The organism is Streptomyces sp. NBC_00513 (genome assembly GCF_041431415.1).
Taxonomy (GTDB): Bacteria; Actinomycetota; Actinomycetes; order Streptomycetales; family Streptomycetaceae; genus Streptomyces.
On record NZ_CP107845.1, the window covers coordinates 2264206 to 2286512 of the forward strand.

Here is a 22307-nt window from a genome sequence, read left to right on the forward strand (position 1 = left end):
TCGCGGAGCCGGGAGAGCCCGAGGGGGACGAGGCGGACGAGGCGGACGGCGGCTGCGGCGGCGTGGTGTCGGACACGATGTCTTTCCTTCCCTCTGCGGACACGTTCAACGCCCTTGCCCGCGCCCGCTGTTCCCGGGCGCCCGGCACGCGCCGGAGGGTCCTTCCCGCACCACCCGCCACTCACTCCCCGGCGGCGGCCCGTGCGGTGAGTTCTTCCCACACCTTGCGCACCTGTGGTTCCAGCGCCTCCAGCGGCCCGTCGTTGTCGATGACGAGCGTGGCGATGGCCAGCCGCTGTTCGCGGGTGGCCTGCGCCGCCATCCGCGACCGCGCCTCGTCCTCGGTCATGCCGCGCCGTGCGGTCAGCCGGGCCAGTTGGGTGTCGGGCGACGCGTCCACCACGACGACCAGGTCGTAGAGGGACGCCAGGCCGTTCTCCGTGAGCAGCGGTACGTCGTGCACGACGATCGCGTCGGCGCCCGCGGCCCTCTCCAGTTCGGCGGACCGTGCCCCGACGAGCGGGTGCACGATCGCGTTCAGCGTTCGCAGCTTCTCCGCGTCGGTGAAGACGAGCGACCCCAGTCGCGGCCGGTCCAGCGTCCCCTCGGGGGTCAGCACGGATTCCCCGAACGCCGCCACGACGGCCGCGAGCCCGGGTGTACCGGGCTCGACGACCTCGCGGGCGATGCGGTCCGCGTCGACGACGACCGCCCCGTACCCCGCCAGCAGTCGCGAGACCTCGCTCTTGCCGGCGCCGATTCCGCCTGTCAGTCCTACTTTCAGCATGCTCGGCAGCCTAGACGGCCCGGGCCCTGGACGGGCCGGGTTCAGCCCTCACCCTCACGCTCCGCAAGGAATCGCTCGAACTCGCGCCCGATCTCGTCCGCCGACGGGATCTCGGCCGGCTCGGCGATCATGTTGCCGCGGGTCTCGGCGCCGGCGGCCGCGTCGTACTGGTGCTCCAGGCCCTGGACCAAGGCGACCAGTTCCTCGTCGCCTTCCCGGATCTGACGGTCGATCTCGGTCTGCGTGCGGTGGGCTTCGGTGCGCAGGGCGTGCGCCACGGCGGGCAGGACCAGTCCGGTCGCCGCCGTGATCGCCTCCAGCACCGTCAGCGCCGCGTCCGGGTACGGGGAGCGGGCGACGTAGTGCGGGACGTGGGCGGCGACCCCGAGCACGTCGTGTCCGGACTGGCCGAGTCGGAACTCGACCAGTGACTCGGCGCTGCCGGGCACCTGGGCCTCGTCGAACGGGCTGCGGTGTCCGGGCATCAGGTCGGTCCGGTTGCCGTGCGGGGTGATGCCGACGGGCCGGGTGTGCGGAACGCCCATCGGGATGCCGTGGAAGTTGACGGCGAGCCGGACGCCGAGCCGCTCGACGATCTGGCGGACGGCGAGCGCGAAGCGCTCCCACTCGACGTCGGGTTCGGGCCCGGAGAGCAGCAGGAACGGCGCGCCGGTGGCGTCCTGGACCAGGCGCACCTCCAGTTTGGGTTCCTCGAACTCCGCCCAGTGGTCGCGCTGGAAGGTCAGGAGCGGGCGCCGGGCCCGGTAGTCCACCAGTCGGTCCGCGTCGAAGCGGGCCACGACCTGGTGGGGCAGGGTGTCGAGGAGTCGCTCGACGATCTGTTCGCCGGCCTCACCCGCGTCGATGTACCCCTCGAAGTGGTAGAGCATGACCAGCCCGGCCGAGTCCTGGGCCAACGCCATGTCGGCCACCGCCAGGCCCTTGGCGTCCCATTCGTACAAACCCTGTGGATCAAGCACCGCCACCACTCCTCCTCGCCGTGTTCTCTGCCAAGAACGTCCAAGGAGGCGCCACCATTCCCCAGTTGGCCGCCTTCACGAGAACGCAATGCCGCGAACTCCCGCACCGCGCGGGATGGATGCCCGGATGCGGGCCCGGTGAAGCGCCGTGCCGACGACGAAAGCCGTGCCGACAGGGAAAGCCGTGCCGACGGGGAAACGCGACAAGGCCCGCCCCCTCGAAGGGGACGGGCCTTGTCGTTCAGCTCAGCTCAGCCCGCTCTCGCGCCGAGGCGCGAGGGCGTGACGCGCTGCTGCGATCAGCTCTGGCCGCCGGCCAGCTTCTCGCGCAGGGCGGCAAGGGCCTCGTCCGACGCCAGGGCGCCGGAGGTCTCGTCCGCACCCTCGGAGGAGTACGAACCACCGGAGACACCGGCACCGGCACCGGCGTTGCCACCGGCGGCGGGGGCGGCAGCACCCTCGGCAGCGGCGGCCTCGTCGGCCTCGCGGCTCTTGATGACCTGGGCCTGGTGCTGCTCGAAGCGGACCTGCGCCTCGGCGTACTGGCGCTCCCACGTCTCGCGCTGGGTGTCGAAGCCCTCGAGCCAGTCGTTGGTCTCGGGGTCGAAGCCCTCGGGGTAGATGTAGTTGCCCTGGTCGTCGTAGGACGCGGCCATGCCGTACAGGGTCGGGTCGAACTCGACCGACGCCGGGTCGGCACCGAAGGACTCGTTGGCCTGCTTCAGCGACAGCGAGATCCGGCGACGCTCAAGGTCGATGTCGATGACCTTGACGAAGATCTCGTCGTTGACCTGGACGACCTGCTCCGGGATCTCCACGTGGCGCTCGGCCAGCTCGGAGATGTGGACCAGACCCTCGATGCCCTCGTCCACGCGGACGAACGCACCGAACGGAACCAGCTTGGTGACCTTACCCGGGACGACCTGACCGATCTGGTGGGTCCGGGCGAACTGCTGCCACGGGTCTTCCTGCGTCGCCTTCAGCGACAGGGAGACACGCTCGCGGTCCATGTCGACGTCGAGGACCTCGACGGTGACTTCCTGACCGACCTCGACGACCTCGGACGGGTGGTCGATGTGCTTCCAGGAGAGCTCGGAGACGTGCACGAGACCGTCGACGCCGCCCAGGTCCACGAAGGCACCGAAGTTGACGATCGAGGAGACGACGCCGGAGCGGACCTGACCCTTCTGCAGGGTGGTGAGGAACGTCTGGCGAACCTCGGACTGGGTCTGCTCGAGCCAGGCGCGGCGGGACAGGACCACGTTGTTGCGGTTCTTGTCCAGCTCGATGATCTTCGCCTCGAGCTCCTTGCCCACGTAGGGCTGGAGGTCGCGGACGCGACGCATCTCGACGAGAGAGGCCGGCAGGAAGCCGCGGAGGCCGATGTCGAGGATGAGACCACCCTTGACGACCTCGATGACGGTACCGGTGACGATGCCGTCTTCTTCCTTGATCTTCTCGATCGTGCCCCAGGCGCGCTCGTACTGAGCACGCTTCTTGGACAGGATGAGACGGCCTTCCTTGTCCTCCTTCTGGAGAACCAGGGCCTCGATCTCGTCGCCGACCTTGACGACCTCGTTCGGGTCGACGTCGTGCTTGATCGAGAGCTCGCGGCTCGGGATCACGCCTTCGGTCTTGTAGCCGATGTCGAGGAGAACCTCGTCCCGGTCCACCTTGACGATGACGCCGTCGACGATGTCGCCGTCGTTGAAGTACTTGATCGTCTCGTCGATGGCCGCGAGGAACGCGTCCGCGTCGCCGATGTCGTTGACCGCTACCTGCGGAGGGGTGGTGGCGGTGGTCTCGGTGCTGCTCGTCATGTGGGAAAGGGCTCCGGTTACGGACAGAAAGTCGTAGGTACTGCTACGCCGGGAGCCCTTATCGGCATCTGCCTAAGCCGGACAGCCAAGGAGGCCCCTCTTCCGCTGTGGCGGCAGGGCCTCGAAAACCGAGGGGACATCAACAGATGCAAGCGCAGCCTGCTAGGTCTGAGGAGCACAGGCTCGCAGCGCAACTTGTAGCATACGGGGGCAGCCCAGCAGGGTCAATGCGCGAAGGCGCACACCCCGGGCGGATCGCCGCATAACCGGCACAATTCGTGTGCGGGCAGGCCCCGATGGGGTTTCCCGAACGAATCGCGAGACGTCCGCGGAGGTGCGCGCGCGTCGGCGGACGCCCGCGGCCACCACGGCAGCCACCCAGACATTCGCAGACTACGACGACGGGCCCCATGAACCAAGAGGACTACGCCCACGAAGAAGTGCTCGGAGCCGACGGCGGCGCCGGGGACGACGCCGAGGCCACGCGCCGTGACGCGTCGGAGGCGGAGAGCAGTCGCGCCAGCCGGAGCTGGTGGGACCGCAACGCCGACGAGTACCAGAGCGATCACGGCGCGTTCCTGGGCGACGACCGGTTCGTCTGGGGCCCGGAGGGGCTCGACGAGGCCGACGCCGGGCTCCTGGGGCCCGCCGCCTCCCTCGCGGGTCGGGACGTCCTGGAGATCGGCGCCGGCGCCGCCCAGTGCTCGCGCTGGCTGGCCGCCCAGGGGGCCCGCCCGGTCGCCCTGGACCTCTCGCACCGCCAGCTCCAGCACGCCCTGCGGATCGGGGACGACATCCCCCTCGTCGAGGCCGACGCCGGGCGGCTGCCCTTCCGCGACGGCTCCTTCGACCTGGCCTGCTCCTCCTACGGGGCGGTCCCCTTCGTCGCGGACCCGGTGAACGTGATGCGGGAGGTGCACCGCGTGCTGCGGTCCGGCGGCCGCTGGGTCTTCTCCGTGACCCACCCCGTCCGGTGGGCGTTCCCCGACGAGCCCGGGCCGGAGGGGCTGTCGGTGTCCGCCTCCTACTTCGACCGGACCCCGTACGTCGAGCAGGACGAGCGGGGCGAGGCGCTGTACGTGGAGCACCACCGCACGATCGGCGACCGGGTCCGGGACGTGGTCGCGGGCGGGTTCCGTCTGGTGGACCTGGTGGAGCCGCAGTGGCCCGAGTGGAACAGTCAGGAGTGGGGCGGCTGGTCCCCGCTGCGCGGCAACCTGATCCCCGGCACCGCGATCTTCGTCTGCGAAAGGGACTGATCCCTTGATCCGCCGCGCCGAACTCGACTCCCTCCCCGTACGGGGCGCCGTGCCCGCGCTCGTGGCCGCCCTGGACGGGCACGGCGCGGCGGTGTTGTGCGCGCCGCCGGGCACCGGCAAGACCACGCTGGTGCCGCTGGTCCTGGCGGGTCTGACGGACCCGGCCGGGGGCGGGCCGCCGCGTCGGGTCGTGGTGGCCGAGCCGCGTCGGATCGCGGCGCGGGCGGCGGCGCGGCGGATGGCGTGGTTGCTGGGCGAGACGGTCGGCGGTTCGGTGGGCTTCACTGTGCGCGGGGAGCGGGTGGTGGGCCCCGACACGGTGGTGGAGGTGGTGACCACGGGTGTCCTGCTCCAGCGGCTCCAGCGGGACCAGGAGCTGGCGGGGGTGGACGTGGTGATCCTGGACGAGTGCCACGAGCGCCATCTGGACGCCGACACGGTCGCCGCCTTCCTGGTGGACGTGCGCGAGACCCTGCGCCCGGAGCTGCGGCTGGTGGCGGCCTCGGCGACGACCGACGCGGCCGGGTGGTCGCGGGTGCTGGGCGGCGCGCCGGTGGTGGAGACGGCCGGCGTCTCGTACCCGGTGGAGGTCGTGTGGGCGCCGCCGGCGCGTCCCGTGCGGCCGCCGCACGGGTTGCGGGTGGATCCGGCGCAGCTGACGCACGTCGCGTCGGTGGTGCGGCGAGCGCTGGCGGAACGTTCCGGCGATGTCCTGTGCTTCCTGCCGGGCGTCGGTGAGCTGGGCCGGGTGGCCGGGCAGCTGGGCGGGGTCGACGCGGAGGTGGTGCAGATCCACGGTCGCGCCCCGGCGGCCGTCCAGGACGCGGCGCTGCGGCCGGCGGAGCACCGCCGGGTGATCCTGGCGACGGCGGTCGCGGAGTCGAGCCTGACCGTGCCGGGTGTGAGGGTGGTCGTGGACTCGGGGCTGGCCCGCGAGCCCCGGGTGGACCACGCCCGGGGGCTGGGCGCCCTGGCGACGGTGCGGGCTTCGCGCGCGGCGGGTCGTCAGCGGGCGGGCCGGGCCGGCCGCGAGGCGCCGGGGGCGGTGTACCGCTGCTGGTCGCAGGCCGAGGACGCGCGGCTGACCGCGTTTCCCGCGCCGGAGATCCGGATCGCGGACCTGGCGCAGTTCGCGCTGCAGGCGGCCTGCTGGGGAGACCCGGACGCCGCAGGCCTGGCGTTGCCGGATCCGCCGCCGGCCGGGGCGATGGGCGCGGCGCGGGAGGTGCTGCGCGCGGTGGGCGCGGTGGACTCCGCCGGGCGGCCGACCGGGCGCGGGCTGCGGATGGCCCGGCTCGGGCTGCACCCGCGGTTGGCGCGTGCGCTGCTGGACGGCGCGGCCGCGCTCGGTGCCCGGCGGGCGGCGGAGCTGGTGGCCCTGCTGAGCGAGGAGCCGCCGCGGGAGTACGGGGACGATCTGGCCGGTGCCTGGCGGCGGGCCCGGCAGGGCGGGGACGCGTACGGCCACCGGTGGCGGACGGAGGTCCGTCGGCTGGAGCGGGCCGCGCGGGAGCCCGGCTCCTCGGCGTCGCGGGAGGCCGCCGTACCGGTGGGGGATCCGCTCGGGCGGGGTCCGGTGGGGCGGGGTCCGCTCTCCGACGACGCCGCCGCCGGGTTGGTGGCCGCGCTCGCGTTCCCGGAGCGGGTGGCGCGGGCCAGGGGCGAGGGCGCCTTCCTGATGGCGTCGGGGACGGCCGCCGCGCTCGGTGACGGCTCCGGGCTGCGCAGCGCGCCCTGGTTGGCGGTGGCCGTGGCGGACCGGCCGCCGCACGCGGCGTCGGCGCGGGTCGGGCTCGCGGCGCCGCTCGACGAGGAAACCGCCCGCGCGGCGGCGGGGCACCTCTTCCGGTCGGGCGAGGAGGTCCGCTGGGAGGACGGTGACCTGGTGGCCCGGAGCGTCACCCGGCTCGGGGCGATCGAACTCGCGGCGCGCCCGTTGAAGAGCCCGGACCCGGCGCTCGTGCGGGGCGCCCTGCTCGACGGGCTCCGCTCGGAGGGGCTGGGTCTGCTGCGCTGGTCGCAGGACGCGCGGGCGTTGCGGGCCCGGCTGGGGTTCCTGCACCGGGCGCTCGGGGGCGCGTGGCCCGACGTGGCCGACGACTCGGCGTTGGTGGACCGGGCCGACGAGTGGCTGGAGCCCGAGCTGTCCCGGGCCCGACGCCGCTCCGACCTGGGCCGGATCGATGCCGGGCAGGCGCTGAACCGGCTGTTGCCCTGGGCCGGCGGGGAGGCCGGCCGGCTCGACGAGTTGGCGCCGGAACGCATCGAGGTGCCCAGCGGCTCACGCGTCCGCGTCGACTACTCGGGCGAGCAGCCGGTGCTGGCGGTCAAGCTCCAGGAGTTGTTCGGGTGGGCCGAGACGCCCCGGGTGGCGGGGGTGCCCGTACTGGTCCATCTGCTGTCGCCCGCCGGCAGGCCGGCGGCGGTCACCGCCGACCTGGCGTCCTTCTGGGCCGGTGGCTACCAGGCCGTTCGCGCCGAGCTGCGCGGTCGCTACCCCAAGCACCCGTGGCCGCAGGATCCGGCGACGGCCGAGCCGACCCGACACACCAACGCCCGGCTCAGGCGCTGACCGGTCGGGTCGGGCACTGCTTGGTCGGGTCAGGCGCCGACCGGTTCCTCGGGGCGGCGGGCGCGCGCCTCCAGCCACAGGGCCAGGCCGAACAGGGCGAGCCCGCCGACCGCGAGGCCGAGGGGGGCGTACGTGTGGAGGGCGAGGACCTTGACGCGGTTCGCGGCGACCAGTTCGCGGGTGTACTCGGCGTAGTCCTCGCGCATCGTCACGTGTCCGGCGAAGACGGTGAGCTTGCCGTCCTGGGCACCGGCCGCGATGCCGCCGCGCATCTCCTGCCGGATGTCCTGTTCGGCGTTGACGGGTGCCCCGGTCACCGGGTCGACCCAGAACATCGCCTTGGCCGTGTACCAGAGGCTGGTGCCGGTGTTCTGCTCGAACGTCTTCGGGTCGATGCCCTCGATCGGCATCTTCTTCGGCAGCGCCACCTTGGTCCACGGGATGGTCTGCTCGAAGTAGTAGACGTCCATTCCCTTGAAGGTGCGCGGACCGACGTAGTGGATCGGCGAGGAGCCGCGGGTCTGCGCGTCGAAGTACAGGTAATCGCGGGGCTCGGTGAAGAACGGCCACTTGAACTCGATGCCCTCGCGCTTGACCGGGTCCCCGTCGACCATCTCGCCGGTGGCGTGCACCGGGTCCTGGGTGTGGGCGTCGAAGACGTAGCGCTCGGGGATCTGGGAGACCATCTTCCCGTCCGGTCCCATGATGTGGGTCAGGGTGTCCCAGACGACCACGTCCTTGCCTGCGCTCGCCTCGATCTCCTTCGACGCCTCGACGTTGCCCTTGAGGGTCTGGACGATGGTGACCTTGTCGACCTTCTTGGGCGTCATGCCGGCGGTGTAGTCGAGAAGGGTCGCGCCCTTGGCCTCCAGGACCATCTCCTGGTACTGCCCGGGCGGGATCTTGGCGAGCCGGGGGTACGCGTACCAGCGCATCAGCGGTGCGAGGGCCGCGCAGAACACGGCGGCGGCAAGCAGGACGAGGCTCGCTCTGCGTCGCATGGCGGGCCTCCTCTACTTTCCGGGCGCGGTGGGCGCGGTGGTGAGCAGGGGCTTGGGCGAGGTCGTGCCGTCCGGCACCCCGAACGCCGTGATGGCGAGGACGAGGGCCAGCGCGGCGACCAGCCCGATGGCGGCGGCGACGAGAGCGCGCATGCCGGGGGCCTCCGGTATCTGATGGGGCGTCAGGGAGGAGGCACCGTAGCAACGCGGGGGCGAGATGAGAACCGTTCGGCTACGGGGTTTCCGCGGCAGGCCGGGTGGGGGTCGGGCGCGGCTTCACCGTGGCCGTCGGGGACGCGGTGGGCCTCGCGCTCGGGGACGCGGTGGGGCCGGCGCTCGCCGTAGGACTGGGCGTCGGACTGGGCTTCGGGGTGGGAGTGGGCGTGGGTGACGGCTTCGGGGTCGGTGTGGGGGTCGGCGTGGGAGTAGGGGTCGGCGTCGGCTTGGGGGTGGGCGTGGGCGTCGGGGTCGGCGTGGGAGTGGGAGTGGGCGTCGGGGTCGGCGTGGGAGTGGGAGTGGGCGTCGGGGTCGGCTTGGGAGTGGGGGTGGGCGTCGGCTTGGGCGTCGGGGTCGGGGTCGGCGAGGGCGTCGGCTTCGGGGTGGGGGTCGGCTTCGGGGTGGGGGTCGGCGTCGGCTTCGGGGTGGGGGTCGCGGCCGGGGCCGGGCGGGGGTTCGTCACCGCCGGCTCGGTCGCGCCGACGCCGGAGCCTGAGCCGTCCGGGACCTCGTGCGTTCCCTTCAGGTAGTACGTGAACCAGGACCGCACCGTGCGCAGGTACTCCCCGGAGTTGTTGTAGGAGAGCACCGCCCGGTCCAGGTCCGCGCCCACCCGCAGGTCACGGTTGCCCGCGCAGAGGTAGCGGCCGGCGGCGAGCGCCGCGTCGTGGACGTTGTTCGGGTTGCGCCGGCCGTCGCCGTCGGCGTCCTGGCCCCATGCCGCCCACGTCGACGGGATGAACTGCATGGGCCCGACCGCCCGGTCGTACCGTGCGTCGCCGTCGTGCGCGCCGCCGTCGGTGTCGGAGATGTTCGCGAAGCCGTTCCCGTCGAGCACGGGCCCCAGGATCGGCCGCAGCGTGGTGCCGGCGGGGTCCACCCGGCCGCCGCGGGCATGACCCGACTCGACCTTCCCGATGGCCGCGAGGAGTTCCCGGCGCAGCCCGCATCCGGGGTCGGTCCGCGCCACCTCGGCCTCGGCCAACCGGTACGCGGCGAGCACGCTCGCCGGGATTCCCCGCACGCCCTCGCCGTCGCCGAGGGCGACGGGTTCGGTGCGCGGGACCTCGGTCGTGGGTGCAGGCCGCGGGGAAGCGGTCGGGGCGTCCTGCGCCGGCAGGAGGAGCGCGGGCGGCTCCGGGCTGATCAGGGGCGGCAGTTCGGTGTAGTAGCTGGAGTCGCCGCCCGCGTCGTTCGGTGTGGCGGTTCCCCCGGGGCGCGTGGTGGTCGCGTCGGCCGCGCTCACCCGGTCCTCGCTCCCGACGGCCGGGCCCTGCGAGGCGCTCACGGCGGCGATCACCAGCGCGGAGATCACGGCGGCGGCCGCGCCCTTGCGCGGCCCGCGTCCGAACCGGGCCGATATTCGAGACGGCATGAGCCGACCCCCCTCCCCCTCGACGTGCGCGTGACCCTACGTCAACCGGCTGCACAAGACACCTACCAGTGCGCCGAATTCACCACTTCCCCACGACCCTGCGCAGGTCACGCATACTGTGCGGACCGTTCCGCGCGCATTGACCGAAGTAAAGAACCGAAGCCGGGACGCCTCCCGGGCAGGTCCGGGAGGTCATCGAGGACCAGGAGAGGCGCCATGCCGTTCACCCTCAGCCATGCGGCTGCCGTCCTTCCGGCCGTCCGCCGGACCGGCCGGGCGCGGGGGCCGCTCGTCGCCTGCGCCCTGGTCCTCGGCTCGTTCGCGCCCGACACCTTCTACTTCCTGGACGCGATCGTCGGCGGCGTCATGCGGTACGGGGACTTCACGCACTCGATCCCGGGGGTGTTGACGGCCGACGCCGTCCTCACCGCCGCGCTGGCGGCGTGCTGGCTGTTGCTGCGCGAACCGTTGGTCGCGCTGCTGCCTCGGGCCTGGCGGGGGCGCGTGTACACCTTCGTGCGGGGCGAGCACTGGGGGCGGGGCCGTCGACTGCCCTCGCTCGCACCGTGGTTCTACCTGTCGGCGGTCCTCGGGTCCCTCACCCACGTGGTGTGGGACAGCTTCACGCACCTGGACCGGTGGGGCACGAACGCGCTGCCGTCGCTCGGCGAGCCCCTCGCCTTCGGGCTGCCGCTCTACTCGTATCTCCAGTACGGCACTTCGGCGTTCGCCGCGTGCGCGCTGCTGTGGTTCACGGTGACGGCGCTGCGCCGGCTGCCGCTCTCCCCCGTTCCGCCGTCGGTGCCGGTGCTCGGCCGGTCGGAGGTCTGGGGTGCGCTCGCCCTCGTCGTGGGGTGCGTGGCCGTCGGGGTGACGATGCGGGTGATCCGCTATTTCACGTTCTTCGACCGGATCCGTACGCCGCTCGACATCATCCCGACCGTCTGCTTCGGCGCGGGCGGCGGTCTGATCGTGGCGCTGCTGCTGTACGGGGCCCTGGTGCGGCTGCGCCGGCGGGGCGACCGGCACTCCGACGAGGACGAGGACGCGCGAACGCCCGCCCCCGTGGCGTGACGGGAACGGGCGGTCGCGGTGGCCGTGCGCGGGGTCAGTGCGCGGCGGACTCCCAGTCGGGGCCGACGCCCACGGACACGTCGAGCGGGGCTCGGAGTTCGACGGCGGCGCCCATCTCGCGGCGCACCAGCTCCTCGACCTTCTTCCGCTCGCCGGGGGCGATCTCCAGGACGATTTCGTCGTGGACCTGGAGCAGCATCCGCGACGTCAGCCCGGCCTCGGTGATCGCCTTGTCGACGCGCAGCATCGCGACCTTGACGATGTCGGCGGCGGTTCCCTGGATGGGGGCGTTCAGCGCCATCCGCTCGGCGGCCTCGCGGCGCAGCCGGTTGTCGCTGTTGAGGTCGGGCAGGTAGCGGCGGCGGCCCAGCACCGTCTCGGTGTAGCCGGTGGCGCGTGCTTCCTCGACGACGCGCTGGAGGTAGTCGCGGACCCCGCCGAAGCGCTCGAAGAAGGTCTCCATGAGGCCGCGGGCCTCGCCGGGCTCGATGTTCAGCTGCTGGGAGAGCCCGAACGCGGAGAGCCCGTAGGCGAGTCCGTACGACATGGCCTTGATCTTGCGGCGCATCTCGGCGTCGACCTCGGAGCGTTCCACGCCGAACACCTGGGAGGCGACGGTGGTGTGGAGGTCCTCGCCGGTCGCGAACGCCTCGATGAGGCCCTCGTCCTCGGACAGGTGGGCCATGACGCGCAGTTCGATCTGGCTGTAGTCGGCCGTCATCAGCGACTCGTAGCCCTCGCCGACGACGAAGCCGCGGCGGATGGCGCGGCCCTCGTCGGTGCGCACCGGCACGTTCTGGAGGTTCGGGTCGGTGGAGGACAGTCGGCCGGTCGCGGCGACGGTCTGGCTGAAGCTGGTGTGGACGCGGCCGTCGGCGGCGATGGACTTGACCAGGCCTTCGACGGTGACGCGGAGCTTGGCCTGTTCCCGGTGCCGCAGCATGATCACGGGGAGTTCGTGGTCGGTCTGGCCGGCGAGCCAGGCCAGGGCGTCCGCGTCGGTGGTGTAGCCGGTCTTGGTCTTCTTCGTCTTGGGCAGGTCCAGTTCGCCGAAGAAGACTTCCTGGAGCTGCTTGGGCGAGCCGAGGTTGAACTCGTGGCCGACGGCGGCGTGCGCTTCCTTGACGGCCTGTTGCACGGCGCCCGCGAACTGCTGCTCCATGCCCTCCAGGTGGTCCCGGTCGGCGGCGATGCCGGCGCGTTCCAGGCGGGCCAGGAGTTCGGAGGTGGGCAGCTCCATGTCGTGGAGCAGTTCGACGGCGCCCACCTCGGCCAGCTTCGTCGTGAAGGCGTCGCCCAGGTCGAGGACCGCGCGGGCCTGCGCCATCAGCGCCTCGGCCTCGGCGGTGTCGTCGGCGCCGAAGGCCAGCTGGCCGTCGGCGGCGGCGGGTGCCAGCTCGCGGTGCAGGTACTCCATGGACAGCACGTCCAGTGCGAAGGACCGGCGGCCGGGCTTGACCAGGTACGCGGCGAGCGCGGTGTCCATGGTCACGCCGGCGAGGGTCCAGCCGTGCTCGGGGAAGACCCGCATCAGGCCCTTGGCGTTGTGCACCACCTTGGGCTTGGCGGCGTCCGCGGCCCAGGCCGCGAAGGCCCGCTCGTCGCTCTCGTCGAGCGAGGACGGCTCGAACCAGGCGGCGGCGCCGCCCGCCGAGGCCAGCCCGATCTCGGCGACGTCGCCCTGGCCGAGCGCCCAGGTGTCGACGGTGGCGACTCCGAGCGGTCCGCCCGCGTGGGTTTCCAGCCAGGGCGCCAGCTCGCCGGTGCCCAGTACGGACGCGTCCAGCTCCACGGCGGCGACGGGGGCCGGCGGCTCCTCCTCGGCCGCGCCCGGGTCCACGGCGAGCAGTCGCTCGCGCAGCGAGGCGTTGCGGATCTCCAGTACGTCCAGCACGCCGGTGACGGCGGACCGGTCGTAGGCGGTGCGGCCCAGGTCGGCGGGGGTCTGGGGAAGCTCGACGTCCTTGACCATCTCGGTCAGGACCCGGTTGAGCTTGACGGCGTCGAGGTGGTCGCGGAAGTTCTGTCCGGCCTTGCCCTTGACCTCGTCGGCGCGTTCCACGAGTTCCGCGAACGAGCCGAACTGGGTGATCCACTTGGCGGCGGTCTTCTCGCCGACGCCGGGGATGCCCGGGAGGTTGTCCGACGGGTCTCCGCGCAGCGCCGCGAAGTCGGGGTACTGCTGCGGGGTGAGGCCGTACTTCTCCTCGACCTTCTCCGGGGTGAAGCGGGTCAGCTCGGAGACGCCCTTGGTCGGGTAGAGGACGGTGGTGTGTTCGGAGACGAGTTGGAAGGAGTCCCGGTCCCCGGTGACGATGAGCACGTCGAAGCCGAGGGCCTCCGCCTGCGTCGCCAGGGTCGCGATCACGTCGTCGGCCTCGAAGCCGTCGACCGCGAAGCGCGGCACCTTCATCGCGTCGAGGAGCTCGCCGATCAGCTCGACCTGCCCCTTGAACTCGTCGGGGGTCTTGGAGCGGTTCGCCTTGTACTCGGGGAACTCCGTCGAGCGCCACGTCTTGCGGGACACGTCGAACGCCACCGCGAAGTGCGTGGGCGCCTCGTCGCGCAGCGTGTTCGCCAGCATCGACGCGAAGCCGTAGATGGCGTTGGTCGGCTGGCCGGTCGCGGTGGTGAAGTTCTCCGCGGGCAGCGCGAAGAACGCCCGGTACGCCAGGGAGTGCCCGTCCATGAGCATCAGGCGGGGGCGGTCCGCTGCGGTCGTCTGGTCGGTCTTCTTCGATGCTGAATCTGCCACGCCCCCGATCCTAGGCGTCCGCTCCGACAATTCCGGCCGGGCCGGTGTCGCCCGCCCCCGCAGCGGGCGGGGCGGGGCGGTCGCACCGTCGGCGGGCGGGCGCGGGCGTGACAGGATCGGAGGATTACTCGGATGGACGCAGCGGCGCCGCTGCGATGCTCGAAGGGGAGCGACATGGCCACCAAGCCGCCCGCAGGTGATCCCGTACAGGACTCGCCCCGGATCGCGCCCCCGGGGCGTGCCGCCGCCGGGCTGCCGGCCATCGGGCACACGCTGCGGATCGCCCAGCAGCAGATGGGCCTGGCCCGGACCGCGCGGACCCTCCTCAAGGTCAACCAGAAGGACGGCTTCGACTGCCCGGGCTGCGCCTGGCCCGAGGGCGACAAGCGGCACACCGCGGAGTTCTGCGAGAACGGCGCGAAGGCCGTCGCGGAGGAGGCCACGCTGCGCCGGGTCACGCCCGAGTTCTTCGCGGCGCACCCGCTCGCCGACCTGGAGGGGCGCTCCGGCTACTGGCTGGGGCAGCAGGGGCGGATCACGGAGCCGATGCTGCTGCCCGAGGGCGGCGACCGGTACGAGCCGGTGAGCTGGGAGCGGGCGTTCGCGATCATCGCGGAGGAGTTGACGGCGCTCGGCTCCCCCGACGAGGCCCTCTTCTACACCTCGGGGCGCACGAGCAACGAGGCGGCGTTCCTCTTCCAGCTCTTCGCCCGCGAGTTCGGCACCAACAACCTGCCGGACTGCTCCAACATGTGCCACGAGTCCTCGGGCTCGGCGCTGAACGAGACCATCGGGATCGGCAAGGGCAGCGTCTCCCTGGAGGATCTCCACCAGGCCGAGTTGATCATCGTGGCCGGGCAGAACCCGGGTACCAACCACCCGCGCATGCTCTCCGCCCTGGAGCGGGCCAAGTCCGCGGGCGCGAAGATCATCTCGGTGAATCCGCTGCCCGAGGCCGGCATGGAGCGGTTCAAGAACCCGCAGACCCCCCTCGGCATGCTTCGCGGCACCGCCCTCAACGACCTGTTCCTCCAGATCCGCATCGGCGGCGACCAGGCCCTCTTCCGGCTCCTCAACAAGCTCGTCATCGAGACCGACGGCGCCACCGACGAGGAGTTCATCCGCGAGCACACCCACGGGTACGAGGACCTCGCGGCGGCGGCCGCGAAGACCGACTGGGACGAGACCCTCACCGCCACCGGCCTCACCCGCCCGGAGATCGAGAGCGCCCTGGCCATGGTCCTGGCCTCGAAGCGGACGATCGTCTGCTGGGCCATGGGCCTCACCCAGCACAAGCACTCCGTCGCCACCATCCGCGAGGTCGTCAACCTCCTCCTGCTCCGCGGCGACATCGGCCGGCCCGGCGCCGGTGTCTGCCCCGTCCGCGGCCACTCCAACGTCCAGGGCGACCGCACCATGGGCATCTTCGAGCGGCCCGCGCCGGCCTTCCTCGACGCCCTCGACCGGGAGTTCGGGATCACCTCGCCCCGCCGGCACGGCTTCGACGTGGTCCGCTCCATCGAGGCGCTGCGCGACGGCGAGGCCAGGGTCCTCTTCGCCATGGGCGGCAACTTCGTCGGCGCCACCCCGGACACCGCCGTCACCGAGGCCGCTATCCGCCGTGCCTCCCTGACCGTCCACGTCTCCACCAAGCTCAACCGCTCCCACGCGGTCACCGGCCGGCGCGCCCTGATCCTGCCCACGCTCGGCCGCACCGACAAGGACGTCCAGGCGGCGGGCAGGCAGTTCGTCACCGTCGAGGACTCCATGGGCATGGTCCATGCCTCCCGGGGCAACCTCGCCCCCGCCTCCCCGCACCTGCTCTCCGAGCCCGCCATCGTGGCCCGTCTGGCCCGCGCGGTCCTCGGCGCGGCCTCGGCCACCCCGTGGGAGGAGTTCGAGCGGGACTACGGGACCATCCGCGACCGGATCTCCCGCGTGGTCCCCGGCTTCGAGGACTTCAACGCGCGCGCCGCCCGCCCCGAGGGGTTCCGGCTGCCGCACGCCCCGCGCGACGAGCGCCGCTTCCCCACGAAGACCGGCAAGGCGAACTTCACGGCCGCGCCCGTGGAGTACCCCCGTGTCCCCGAGGGGCGGCTGCTGCTCCAGACCCTGCGCTCGCACGACCAGTACAACACCACGATCTACGGCCTCGACGACCGCTACCGGGGCATCACCGGAGGCCGTCGCGTCGTCATGGTCAACCCGCTCGACGCGGCCGAGCTGGGTCTCGTCGACGGCGCGTACACCGACATCGTCGGCGAGTGGAGGGACGGCGTGGAGCGGCGCGCCCCCGGCTTCCGGATCGTCCACTACCCGACGGCGCGCGGGTGCGCCGCCGCCTACTACCCCGAGACCAACGTGCTGGTCCCCCTCGACTCCACCGCGGACACCAGCAACACCCCCGCGAGCAAGTCCGTCGTCGTGCGCTTCGAACCGGCCTGATAGAACGACTCCAGGACAAGATGGTTAACGAACGTTGACACACGAACGGAGCCGGCCCATGGGCGAGCAGCACGCTGTGAAGTTCCCGCAGGAGGTCCTCGACGAGTACACGGCCATGGGCATCGACCTGCCCTCGCTGTTCTCGGCGGGCCACCTCGGCGAACGCATGGACATCCGCATCCTGGAGGCCTCGGCCGACAAGGTGGTCGCCACCATGCCCGTCGAGGGCAACACCCAGCCCTACGGACTCCTGCACGGCGGCGCCTCCGCCGTCCTCGCCGAGACCCTCGGCTCGATCGGCGCGATGATGCACGGCGGCATCAACAAGGTCGCCGTCGGCGTCGACCTGAACTGCACCCACCACCGGGGCGTCCGCTCCGGGCTGGTCACCGGCGTCGCCACGCCCGTACACAAGGGCCGCTCCACCACCACGTTCGAGATCGTCATCACCGACGACCAGGACAAGCGCGTCTGCACCGCCCGCCTCACCTGCCTCCTGCGCGACACGGACTCGTAACAGCGTTTCCGTCACCGGCCGTTGTGCGCTTCCCGGCGCCGGTCTAGCGTTCCCGCATGGGATCCGGACCGGCGCCGTCGCGCGTCACGGCCGCCTGGGCGACGACGACGCTCCTGGCCGCCGTCCTCCTCGGCTGCGGCGGCGGGGTCGGGCCGTCCGCCGACGCCCCGACCCCCGCCGGCACCCCGCCCCAACGGCTCTGCGCCGACCTGATCACGCACTGGGCCGGGGTGACCCTCGACGCCGCCGACGGCACGGACGCCGTCGGCCTCGACTACCAGGCCATGGGGCTGTCCGGCGACCAGTACGAGATCCTGCGCGCCGTCCTCGACGGGGCCCGCGCCGTACGGCGGGACGAAGGCGCGCCGGCGGCCCGCGCGTTCGGCGCCCGCGAGGCGGAGCGGCGCTGCGCGGAGCGATACCGCTCCGGCGCCCCGACCGACGGGCCGTGGCGATGAGCGGCGGCATCGGTCCGGTCGAGCCCGGCGAGGGCACCGCGGGCCGTGAGAGCCACGAGGGTCCGGACATCGGACGCCCCGCGCCCGCCGCCGCCCGGTGGGCCCGCGCCCGTTACGCGCGCCACCGGCGGGCCGTCCTGGTCCTGGGCGGGCTGACCTGCGCGGCCGTGCTGGCCGCGGGCGCCGTCCGGTTGTACGCGGACCGGCCGCGGCCCGTGCCGTACGTCCCTCCGGCGCCGTCGCAGGTGGTCTCCCTGAGCTATCTCGAACCCGTGGAACCTCCCCCCGCGGACGCGGCCTTCGCGTTCACTGTCCGTGTGCGGAACGCCTCCGCAGGCCCCGTCGCGGTGGAGGGCATCGACCAGCCGTCCCGGGCACTGAGGGTGATGATCCGGCCACCGCTGCCGGTCACGGTGGGTGCGGGGGAAGCGCGCGAGGTCGTCGTCCGCATTCTGGCGACCGACTGCGTGCATGTGGCACGGAATTCCGGACTCCCTTTTCTGGAAGTGACCCTCAGTAATGGATTCCGGAAAGAGCGGCACAGTTACATCCCGGGTGACCGATATGCCAGGGATCTCTCCGTCGCCCTGACCAGGGCCTGTCCCGAAGATCGAGACATGACGGACACCCCGCCGTCATGAGCAAAACCCGCCAGACGCCTGGAAAGTCAGTACTTAAACCTGCCCATGCTCCTGCCGCATCTCAGCATGCGGACAAGACGAACCGGCCGGAATTCCCCCGTTCCACCCACAGAGATCCGCTATGTATTACGCCGTGGCATAACAAGAGAGTCACATCATTGGCCTCAGCCCTCCATAACGTCCGAAGTCCCGCTTAGAGTCACGGCCAGTCACCGCGACCACCGGATTCCTTTCAGTTCGGTTCCCCGCGTTCGACACGGTGCGTCCCACGGGGGACGCAGTGCCAGGAAAGGACTGATCGTGCGTCAGCGTTCTCTCATTGCCGTGACCGCCGCGCTCGCCGCGGGCGCCCTCACCCTCACCGCCTGTGGCTCCCGCGACGACAAGGGTGGTGACACCGCCGGCGGCGCCACCGCCACGGTCGTCATCGGCGTCGACGCCCCGCTCACCGGTGACCTCTCGGCCCTCGGCCTCGGCATCCGCAACTCCGTCGACCTCGCGGTGCGCCAGGCCAACGAGAAGAAGACCGTCCCCGGCGTCACCTTCAAGATCGAGGCGCTGGACGACCAGGCGCAGGCCTCTTCCGGCCAGCAGAACGCCACCAAGCTCACCGCCAACAAGGACGTCGTCGGCGTCGTCGGCCCGCTGAACTCCTCGGTCTCCGAGTCGATGCAGAAGGTCTTCGACGACGCGAAGCTCGTCCAGATCTCCCCGGCCAACACGAGCCCCTCCCTCTCGCAGGGACCCAAGTGGGCCACCGGCGAGAAGACCCGCACCTACAAGAGCTACTTCCGCACCGCCACCACGGACGCCATCCAGGGCCCGTTCGCGGCGCAGTACCTCTTCAACAAGGCGGGCAAGAAGAAGGTCTTCATCATCGATGACAAGAAGACCTACGGTGCCGGCCTCGCCGGAACCTTCAAGGGCGAGTTCACCAAGCTCGGCGGCGCCGTCGCCGGCGAGGGCCACATCGACCCCGAGTCCAAGGACTTCTCGGCCGTCGTGACCCAGGTCAAGAGCTCCGGCGCCGACGTCGTCTACTACGGCGGCGAGTACCCGGCGGCCGGCCCGCTCAGCAAGCAGATCAAGGCCTCCGGCGCCAACATCCCGCTCGTCGGCGGTGACGGCATCTACGACAAGAAGTACGTCGAGCTCGCCGGCGCCGGCGCCGTGGGCGACTTCGCCACCTCGGTCGGCGCGCCGGTCGAGAGCCTGCCCTCCGCCAAGGAGTTCATCGCCAACTACACCAAGGCCGGCTTCAAGGAGCCCTTCGCCGCCTACGGCGGTTACTCCTACGACTCCGCCTGGGCGATCATCGAGGGCGTCAAGGCCGCCGTCGCCGCCAACGACGGCAAGCTCCCCACCGACGCCCGCGCCAAGGTCCTCGAAGCCGTCCAGAAGGTCTCCTTCGACGGCGTGACCGGCAAGGTCTCCTTCGACGAGTTCGGTGACGCGACCAACAAGCAGCTCACCGTCTACAAGGTCGAGGGCGCCGACTGGAAGTCCGTCGAGTCCGGCACCTTCGGCGGCTGATCCCACCCGCCGGCCTCTGATCACCAGCCTGCCGGCACACCATCTCTGCCGCGCGGGGCGCGCACCATAGCGCCCCGCGCGGTGTCACATCCGTCGAAAGACTCGGAGGACCTGCGGTGCACGAACTGCCGCAACAGCTGGTCAACGGCCTGCTACTGGGATCCATGTACGGGCTCGTCGCCATCGGCTACACGATGGTCTATGGCATTGTCCAGCTCATCAACTTCGCCCACGGCGAGATCTTCATGACCGGTGGGTTCGGAGCCCTCACGGTCTGGCTGATGCTCCCCACCGGCACCACCATGTGGGTCGCACTGCCCCTCATGCTCATAGGCGCGGTCTTCGTGGCCACCACCATCGCCGTCGCGGCGGAACGCTTCGCGTACCGACCCCTGCGCAGCGCACCCCGCCTCGCACCCCTCATCACCGCCATCGGCCTCTCCATCGCCCTCCAGCAGGCGGTATGGGCCTGGTTCCCCGGTGCAACGAGCTCCCTGGTCTTCCCCGAGATCCCCGGCGGCCCCTTCCACCTCGGCAGCATCACCATTCAGACCGGTGACGTCTTCCTCATGATCGCCGCCCCCGTGTCCATGGCCTTCCTCGGCTTCTTCGTCAAGAAGACCCGCACCGGCCGCGGCATGCAGGCGACCGCCCAGGACCCCGACACCGCCAAGCTCATGGGCATCAACACGGACCGGATCATCACCACCGCGTTCGCCCTCGGAGCCGTCTTCGCCGCCGTCGGTGCAGTCGCCTACGGCCTCAAGTACGGCGAAGTCCAGTTCAAGATGGGCTTCCTGCTCGGCCTCAAGGCCTTCACCGCGGCCGTCCTCGGCGGCATCGGCAACATCTACGGCGCCATGGTCGGCGGTCTCGTCCTCGGCCTCGCCGAAACCCTGACCACCGCCTACGTCGCCGACATCCCCGGCTTCGAACAGCTCGGCGGCCAGTCCTGGGGTAACACCTGGGCGTTCGTACTTCTCATCCTCGTGCTCCTCTTCCGGCCTCAAGGCCTGCTGGGCCAGCGCGTGGCGGACAGGGTGTGACAACCATGACGACCATCACCGCGGAAACCGCGACGACGACCACCGCACCGCAGAACAAGGGCTTCATCCCCCTCTCCGAGAAGACGGGCCGCGCCCTCGCCACCGCCGGCGGCGCCCTCACCGTCGTCTCCGCCTTCCTCGCCTGGACCTGGACCGCCGCCTTCCCCGGAGACCTCACGGTCTACGGCTACCCCGGCGGCATGCAGTGGCTCGTCCTCATCGGCGGCGCCCTCACCACGCTCTTCGCCCTCGCCTCCTACGGGGTCAAGGGCCTGGGTTGGATCGCCCCCGCAGGCACCGACGCGGCCATCAAGCTCGCCGCCCTCGCCGCCTTCGTCACCACCTGGTACACCGCCATCGCGATCGTGGTCGAGCTCGGCGCACTCGTCGACCTCGAACCCGGCGCGGGCGTCGCGGCCCTGGCCAGCCTCGCCGCGGTCATCGGCGCCTTCGCGCTCCCCTTCGAGCGCCCCACGCTCGAAGGCCCCGACCCGGACGACGGCGACTGGGACAAGTTCAAGCACAACGCCGGAAACCGCTGGACGACCTTCAAGGCCGCCTTCGTCTCCGGTCCGATCAAGCCGGCCCGCGTGCTCCCCGCCTGGGTGGAGATCCTCCTCATCGCCGCCGTCCTCGGCCTCGCCCTCACGGTGTTCACGTACGGCATCACCACCCCGTACCAGGAACTCTTCGTCGGCTTCCTGATCACGGCCGGATTCGGCGCCGCCGCGATCAACAAGGCGGGCCTCATGGCCCGTCTGAGCACCCTCACCGCCCGGCACCGCAACGTCGCCCTCGTCGGCGCCTTCGCCGCCGCGGCCGCCTTCCCCCTCACCCAGACCGACGACCAGTACGCGAACCTCGGCGTCAACATCCTGATCTTCGCCACCGTCGCACTCGGCCTGAACATCGTGGTCGGCCTCACCGGCCTCCTCGACCTGGGATACGTCGCCTTCCTCGGTGTCGGTGCCTACACCGCCGCCCTGGTCTCCGGCTCGCCCAACTCCCCCTTCGGAGTGCACTTCCCCTTCTGGGCCGCACTCCTCGCCGGCGCCGTCGCATCGATGATCTTCGGTGTCCTCATCGGCGCCCCCACGCTGCGCCTGCGCGGCGACTACCTCGCCATCGTCACCCTCGGCTTCGGTGAGATCTTCCGCATCTCCATGAACAACCTCGACGGTGTCTCCGGCCCCGACATCACCAACGGGCCCAACGGCATCGCCAACATCCCGAACATCAACATCTTCGGGTTCGACTTCGGCGCGGCACACACCATCGCCGGATTCACCATCGGCAGGTTCGCGAACTACTTCCTGCTGATGCTGCTCATCACCCTGATCGTGGTCCTGGTCTTCCGCCGCAGCGCCGAATCCCGCATCGGCCGCGCCTGGGTCGCCATCCGCGAGGACGAGACCGCCGCCGAGGCCATGGGCATCAACGGCTTCCGCGTCAAGCTCATCGCCTTCGCCCTCGGCGCCACCCTCGCCGGCCTCGCCGGCGCCGTCCAGGCCCACGTCCAGTACACGGTCACGCCCGACCAGTACACCTTCGCCAACGCCGTGCCCCCGAACTCCGCGTTCCTGCTCGCCGCGGTAGTCCTCGGCGGCATGGGCACCATCTCCGGACCCCTCGTCGGCGGATCGCTGCTCTTCCTGATCCCCAACAAGCTCCAGTTCCTGGGCGAGTACCAGCTCCTCGTCTTCGGTGTCGCACTCATCGTCCTGATGCGCCTGCGCCCCGAGGGCCTCATCCCCAACAAGCGCAACCAGCTCGAACTCCACGACTCGCTCGAAGCGCCCACAGTCCTCGGTAAGGCAGGGGTCTGACC

Annotated in this window: 17 protein-coding genes; 10 read left to right on the forward strand and 7 right to left on the reverse strand. The window is 71.5% G+C overall.

Annotated elements, in window-relative coordinates; all coding sequences use genetic code 11:
- Window positions 1-181: 181 nt before the first annotated feature.
- The 3 genes from coaE to rpsA all read right to left on the reverse strand — a co-directional run bounded on the left by coaE (window position 182) and on the right by rpsA (window position 3587).
- The gene (gene coaE, locus OHA84_RS10700; RefSeq protein ID WP_053681534.1) at window positions 182-787 is read right to left on the reverse strand and encodes a dephospho-CoA kinase; all 606 of its coding nucleotides are present in this window, start codon (window positions 785-787) and stop codon (window positions 182-184) included.
- Window positions 788-828: 41 nt separating this feature from the next.
- Window positions 829-1767 carry a PAC2 family protein gene (locus OHA84_RS10705; RefSeq protein WP_053681667.1) on the reverse strand — a complete coding sequence of 313 codons (939 nt, stop codon included), beginning with the start codon at window positions 1765-1767 and terminating at the stop codon, window positions 829-831.
- A gap of 299 nt (window positions 1768-2066) precedes the next feature.
- Window positions 2067-3587, reverse strand: coding sequence for a 30S ribosomal protein S1 (gene rpsA / locus OHA84_RS10710; RefSeq protein WP_053681532.1), 1521 nt, complete (start codon window positions 3585-3587; stop codon window positions 2067-2069).
- 410 nt (window positions 3588-3997) lie between these two features.
- Here rpsA and OHA84_RS10715 point away from each other — a divergent pair, with 410 nt between their 5' ends.
- Both OHA84_RS10715 and hrpB read left to right on the forward strand, forming a co-directional pair.
- Complete coding sequence (locus OHA84_RS10715) at window positions 3998-4846, forward strand: class I SAM-dependent methyltransferase (protein WP_266972005.1); 849 nt, start codon at window positions 3998-4000, stop codon at window positions 4844-4846.
- Between the two features lie 4 nt (window positions 4847-4850).
- A complete protein-coding gene (gene hrpB / locus OHA84_RS10720; RefSeq protein ID WP_266972004.1) occupies window positions 4851-7418 on the forward strand; it encodes an ATP-dependent helicase HrpB in 2568 nt (855 codons plus the stop codon).
- A gap of 29 nt (window positions 7419-7447) precedes the next feature.
- Here the strand turns inward: hrpB and OHA84_RS10725 are convergent, their stop codons facing one another.
- The 3 genes from OHA84_RS10725 to OHA84_RS10735 form a co-directional block, all read right to left on the reverse strand.
- Window positions 7448-8419: a DUF3068 domain-containing protein gene (locus OHA84_RS10725; RefSeq protein WP_053681526.1), complete on the reverse strand. Its 972-nt coding sequence runs from the start codon at window positions 8417-8419 to the stop codon at window positions 7448-7450.
- 12 nt (window positions 8420-8431) lie between these two features.
- Complete coding sequence (locus OHA84_RS10730) at window positions 8432-8572, reverse strand: SPW_0924 family protein (RefSeq protein WP_107089279.1); 141 nt, start codon at window positions 8570-8572, stop codon at window positions 8432-8434.
- 79 nt (window positions 8573-8651) lie between these two features.
- Window positions 8652-10010, reverse strand: a complete 1359-nt coding sequence (locus OHA84_RS10735; protein ID WP_266972003.1) for a lytic transglycosylase domain-containing protein — start codon at window positions 10008-10010, stop codon at window positions 8652-8654.
- Window positions 10011-10226: 216 nt separating this feature from the next.
- Between OHA84_RS10735 and OHA84_RS10740 the strand changes: the two genes are divergently transcribed.
- Window positions 10227-11084 (forward strand): DUF4184 family protein, encoded by an 858-nt coding sequence (locus OHA84_RS10740; protein WP_053684879.1) that lies wholly within the window; start codon window positions 10227-10229, stop codon window positions 11082-11084.
- A gap of 34 nt (window positions 11085-11118) precedes the next feature.
- Here OHA84_RS10740 and polA read toward each other — a convergent pair whose 3' ends face one another.
- A complete protein-coding gene (polA, locus tag OHA84_RS10745) occupies window positions 11119-13839 on the reverse strand; it encodes a DNA polymerase I (protein WP_266946929.1) in 2721 nt (906 codons plus the stop codon).
- Window positions 13840-14013: 174 nt separating this feature from the next.
- On the opposite strand from polA, the gene OHA84_RS10750 reads away from it, so the two are divergent.
- The 7 genes from OHA84_RS10750 to OHA84_RS10780 all read left to right on the forward strand — a co-directional run bounded on the left by OHA84_RS10750 (window position 14014) and on the right by OHA84_RS10780 (window position 22305).
- Window positions 14014-16284 carry an FdhF/YdeP family oxidoreductase gene (locus OHA84_RS10750; RefSeq protein WP_266946931.1) on the forward strand — a complete coding sequence of 757 codons (2271 nt, stop codon included), beginning with the start codon at window positions 14014-14016 and terminating at the stop codon, window positions 16282-16284.
- Window positions 16285-16342: 58 nt separating this feature from the next.
- Entirely contained in the window at window positions 16343-16801 is a 459-nt protein-coding gene (locus OHA84_RS10755) for a PaaI family thioesterase (protein WP_053684883.1), read from the forward strand.
- 56 nt (window positions 16802-16857) lie between these two features.
- Window positions 16858-17259 carry a hypothetical protein gene (locus tag OHA84_RS10760; protein WP_266946935.1) on the forward strand — a complete coding sequence of 134 codons (402 nt, stop codon included), beginning with the start codon at window positions 16858-16860 and terminating at the stop codon, window positions 17257-17259.
- The gene (locus OHA84_RS10765) at window positions 17250-17900 is read left to right on the forward strand and encodes a hypothetical protein (protein WP_053684887.1); all 651 of its coding nucleotides are present in this window, start codon (window positions 17250-17252) and stop codon (window positions 17898-17900) included. The genes OHA84_RS10760 and OHA84_RS10765 overlap by 10 nt, the downstream gene beginning before the upstream one ends.
- Window positions 17901-18200: 300 nt before the next feature.
- Complete coding sequence (locus OHA84_RS10770; RefSeq protein WP_053684889.1) at window positions 18201-19433, forward strand: branched-chain amino acid ABC transporter substrate-binding protein; 1233 nt, start codon at window positions 18201-18203, stop codon at window positions 19431-19433.
- A 116-nt stretch (window positions 19434-19549) separates the two neighbouring features.
- Window positions 19550-20479 carry a branched-chain amino acid ABC transporter permease gene (locus OHA84_RS10775; protein WP_053684891.1) on the forward strand — a complete coding sequence of 310 codons (930 nt, stop codon included), beginning with the start codon at window positions 19550-19552 and terminating at the stop codon, window positions 20477-20479.
- 5 nt (window positions 20480-20484) lie between these two features.
- A complete protein-coding gene (locus tag OHA84_RS10780; protein WP_371591349.1) occupies window positions 20485-22305 on the forward strand; it encodes a branched-chain amino acid ABC transporter permease in 1821 nt (606 codons plus the stop codon).
- Window positions 22306-22307: the final 2 nt, after the last annotated feature.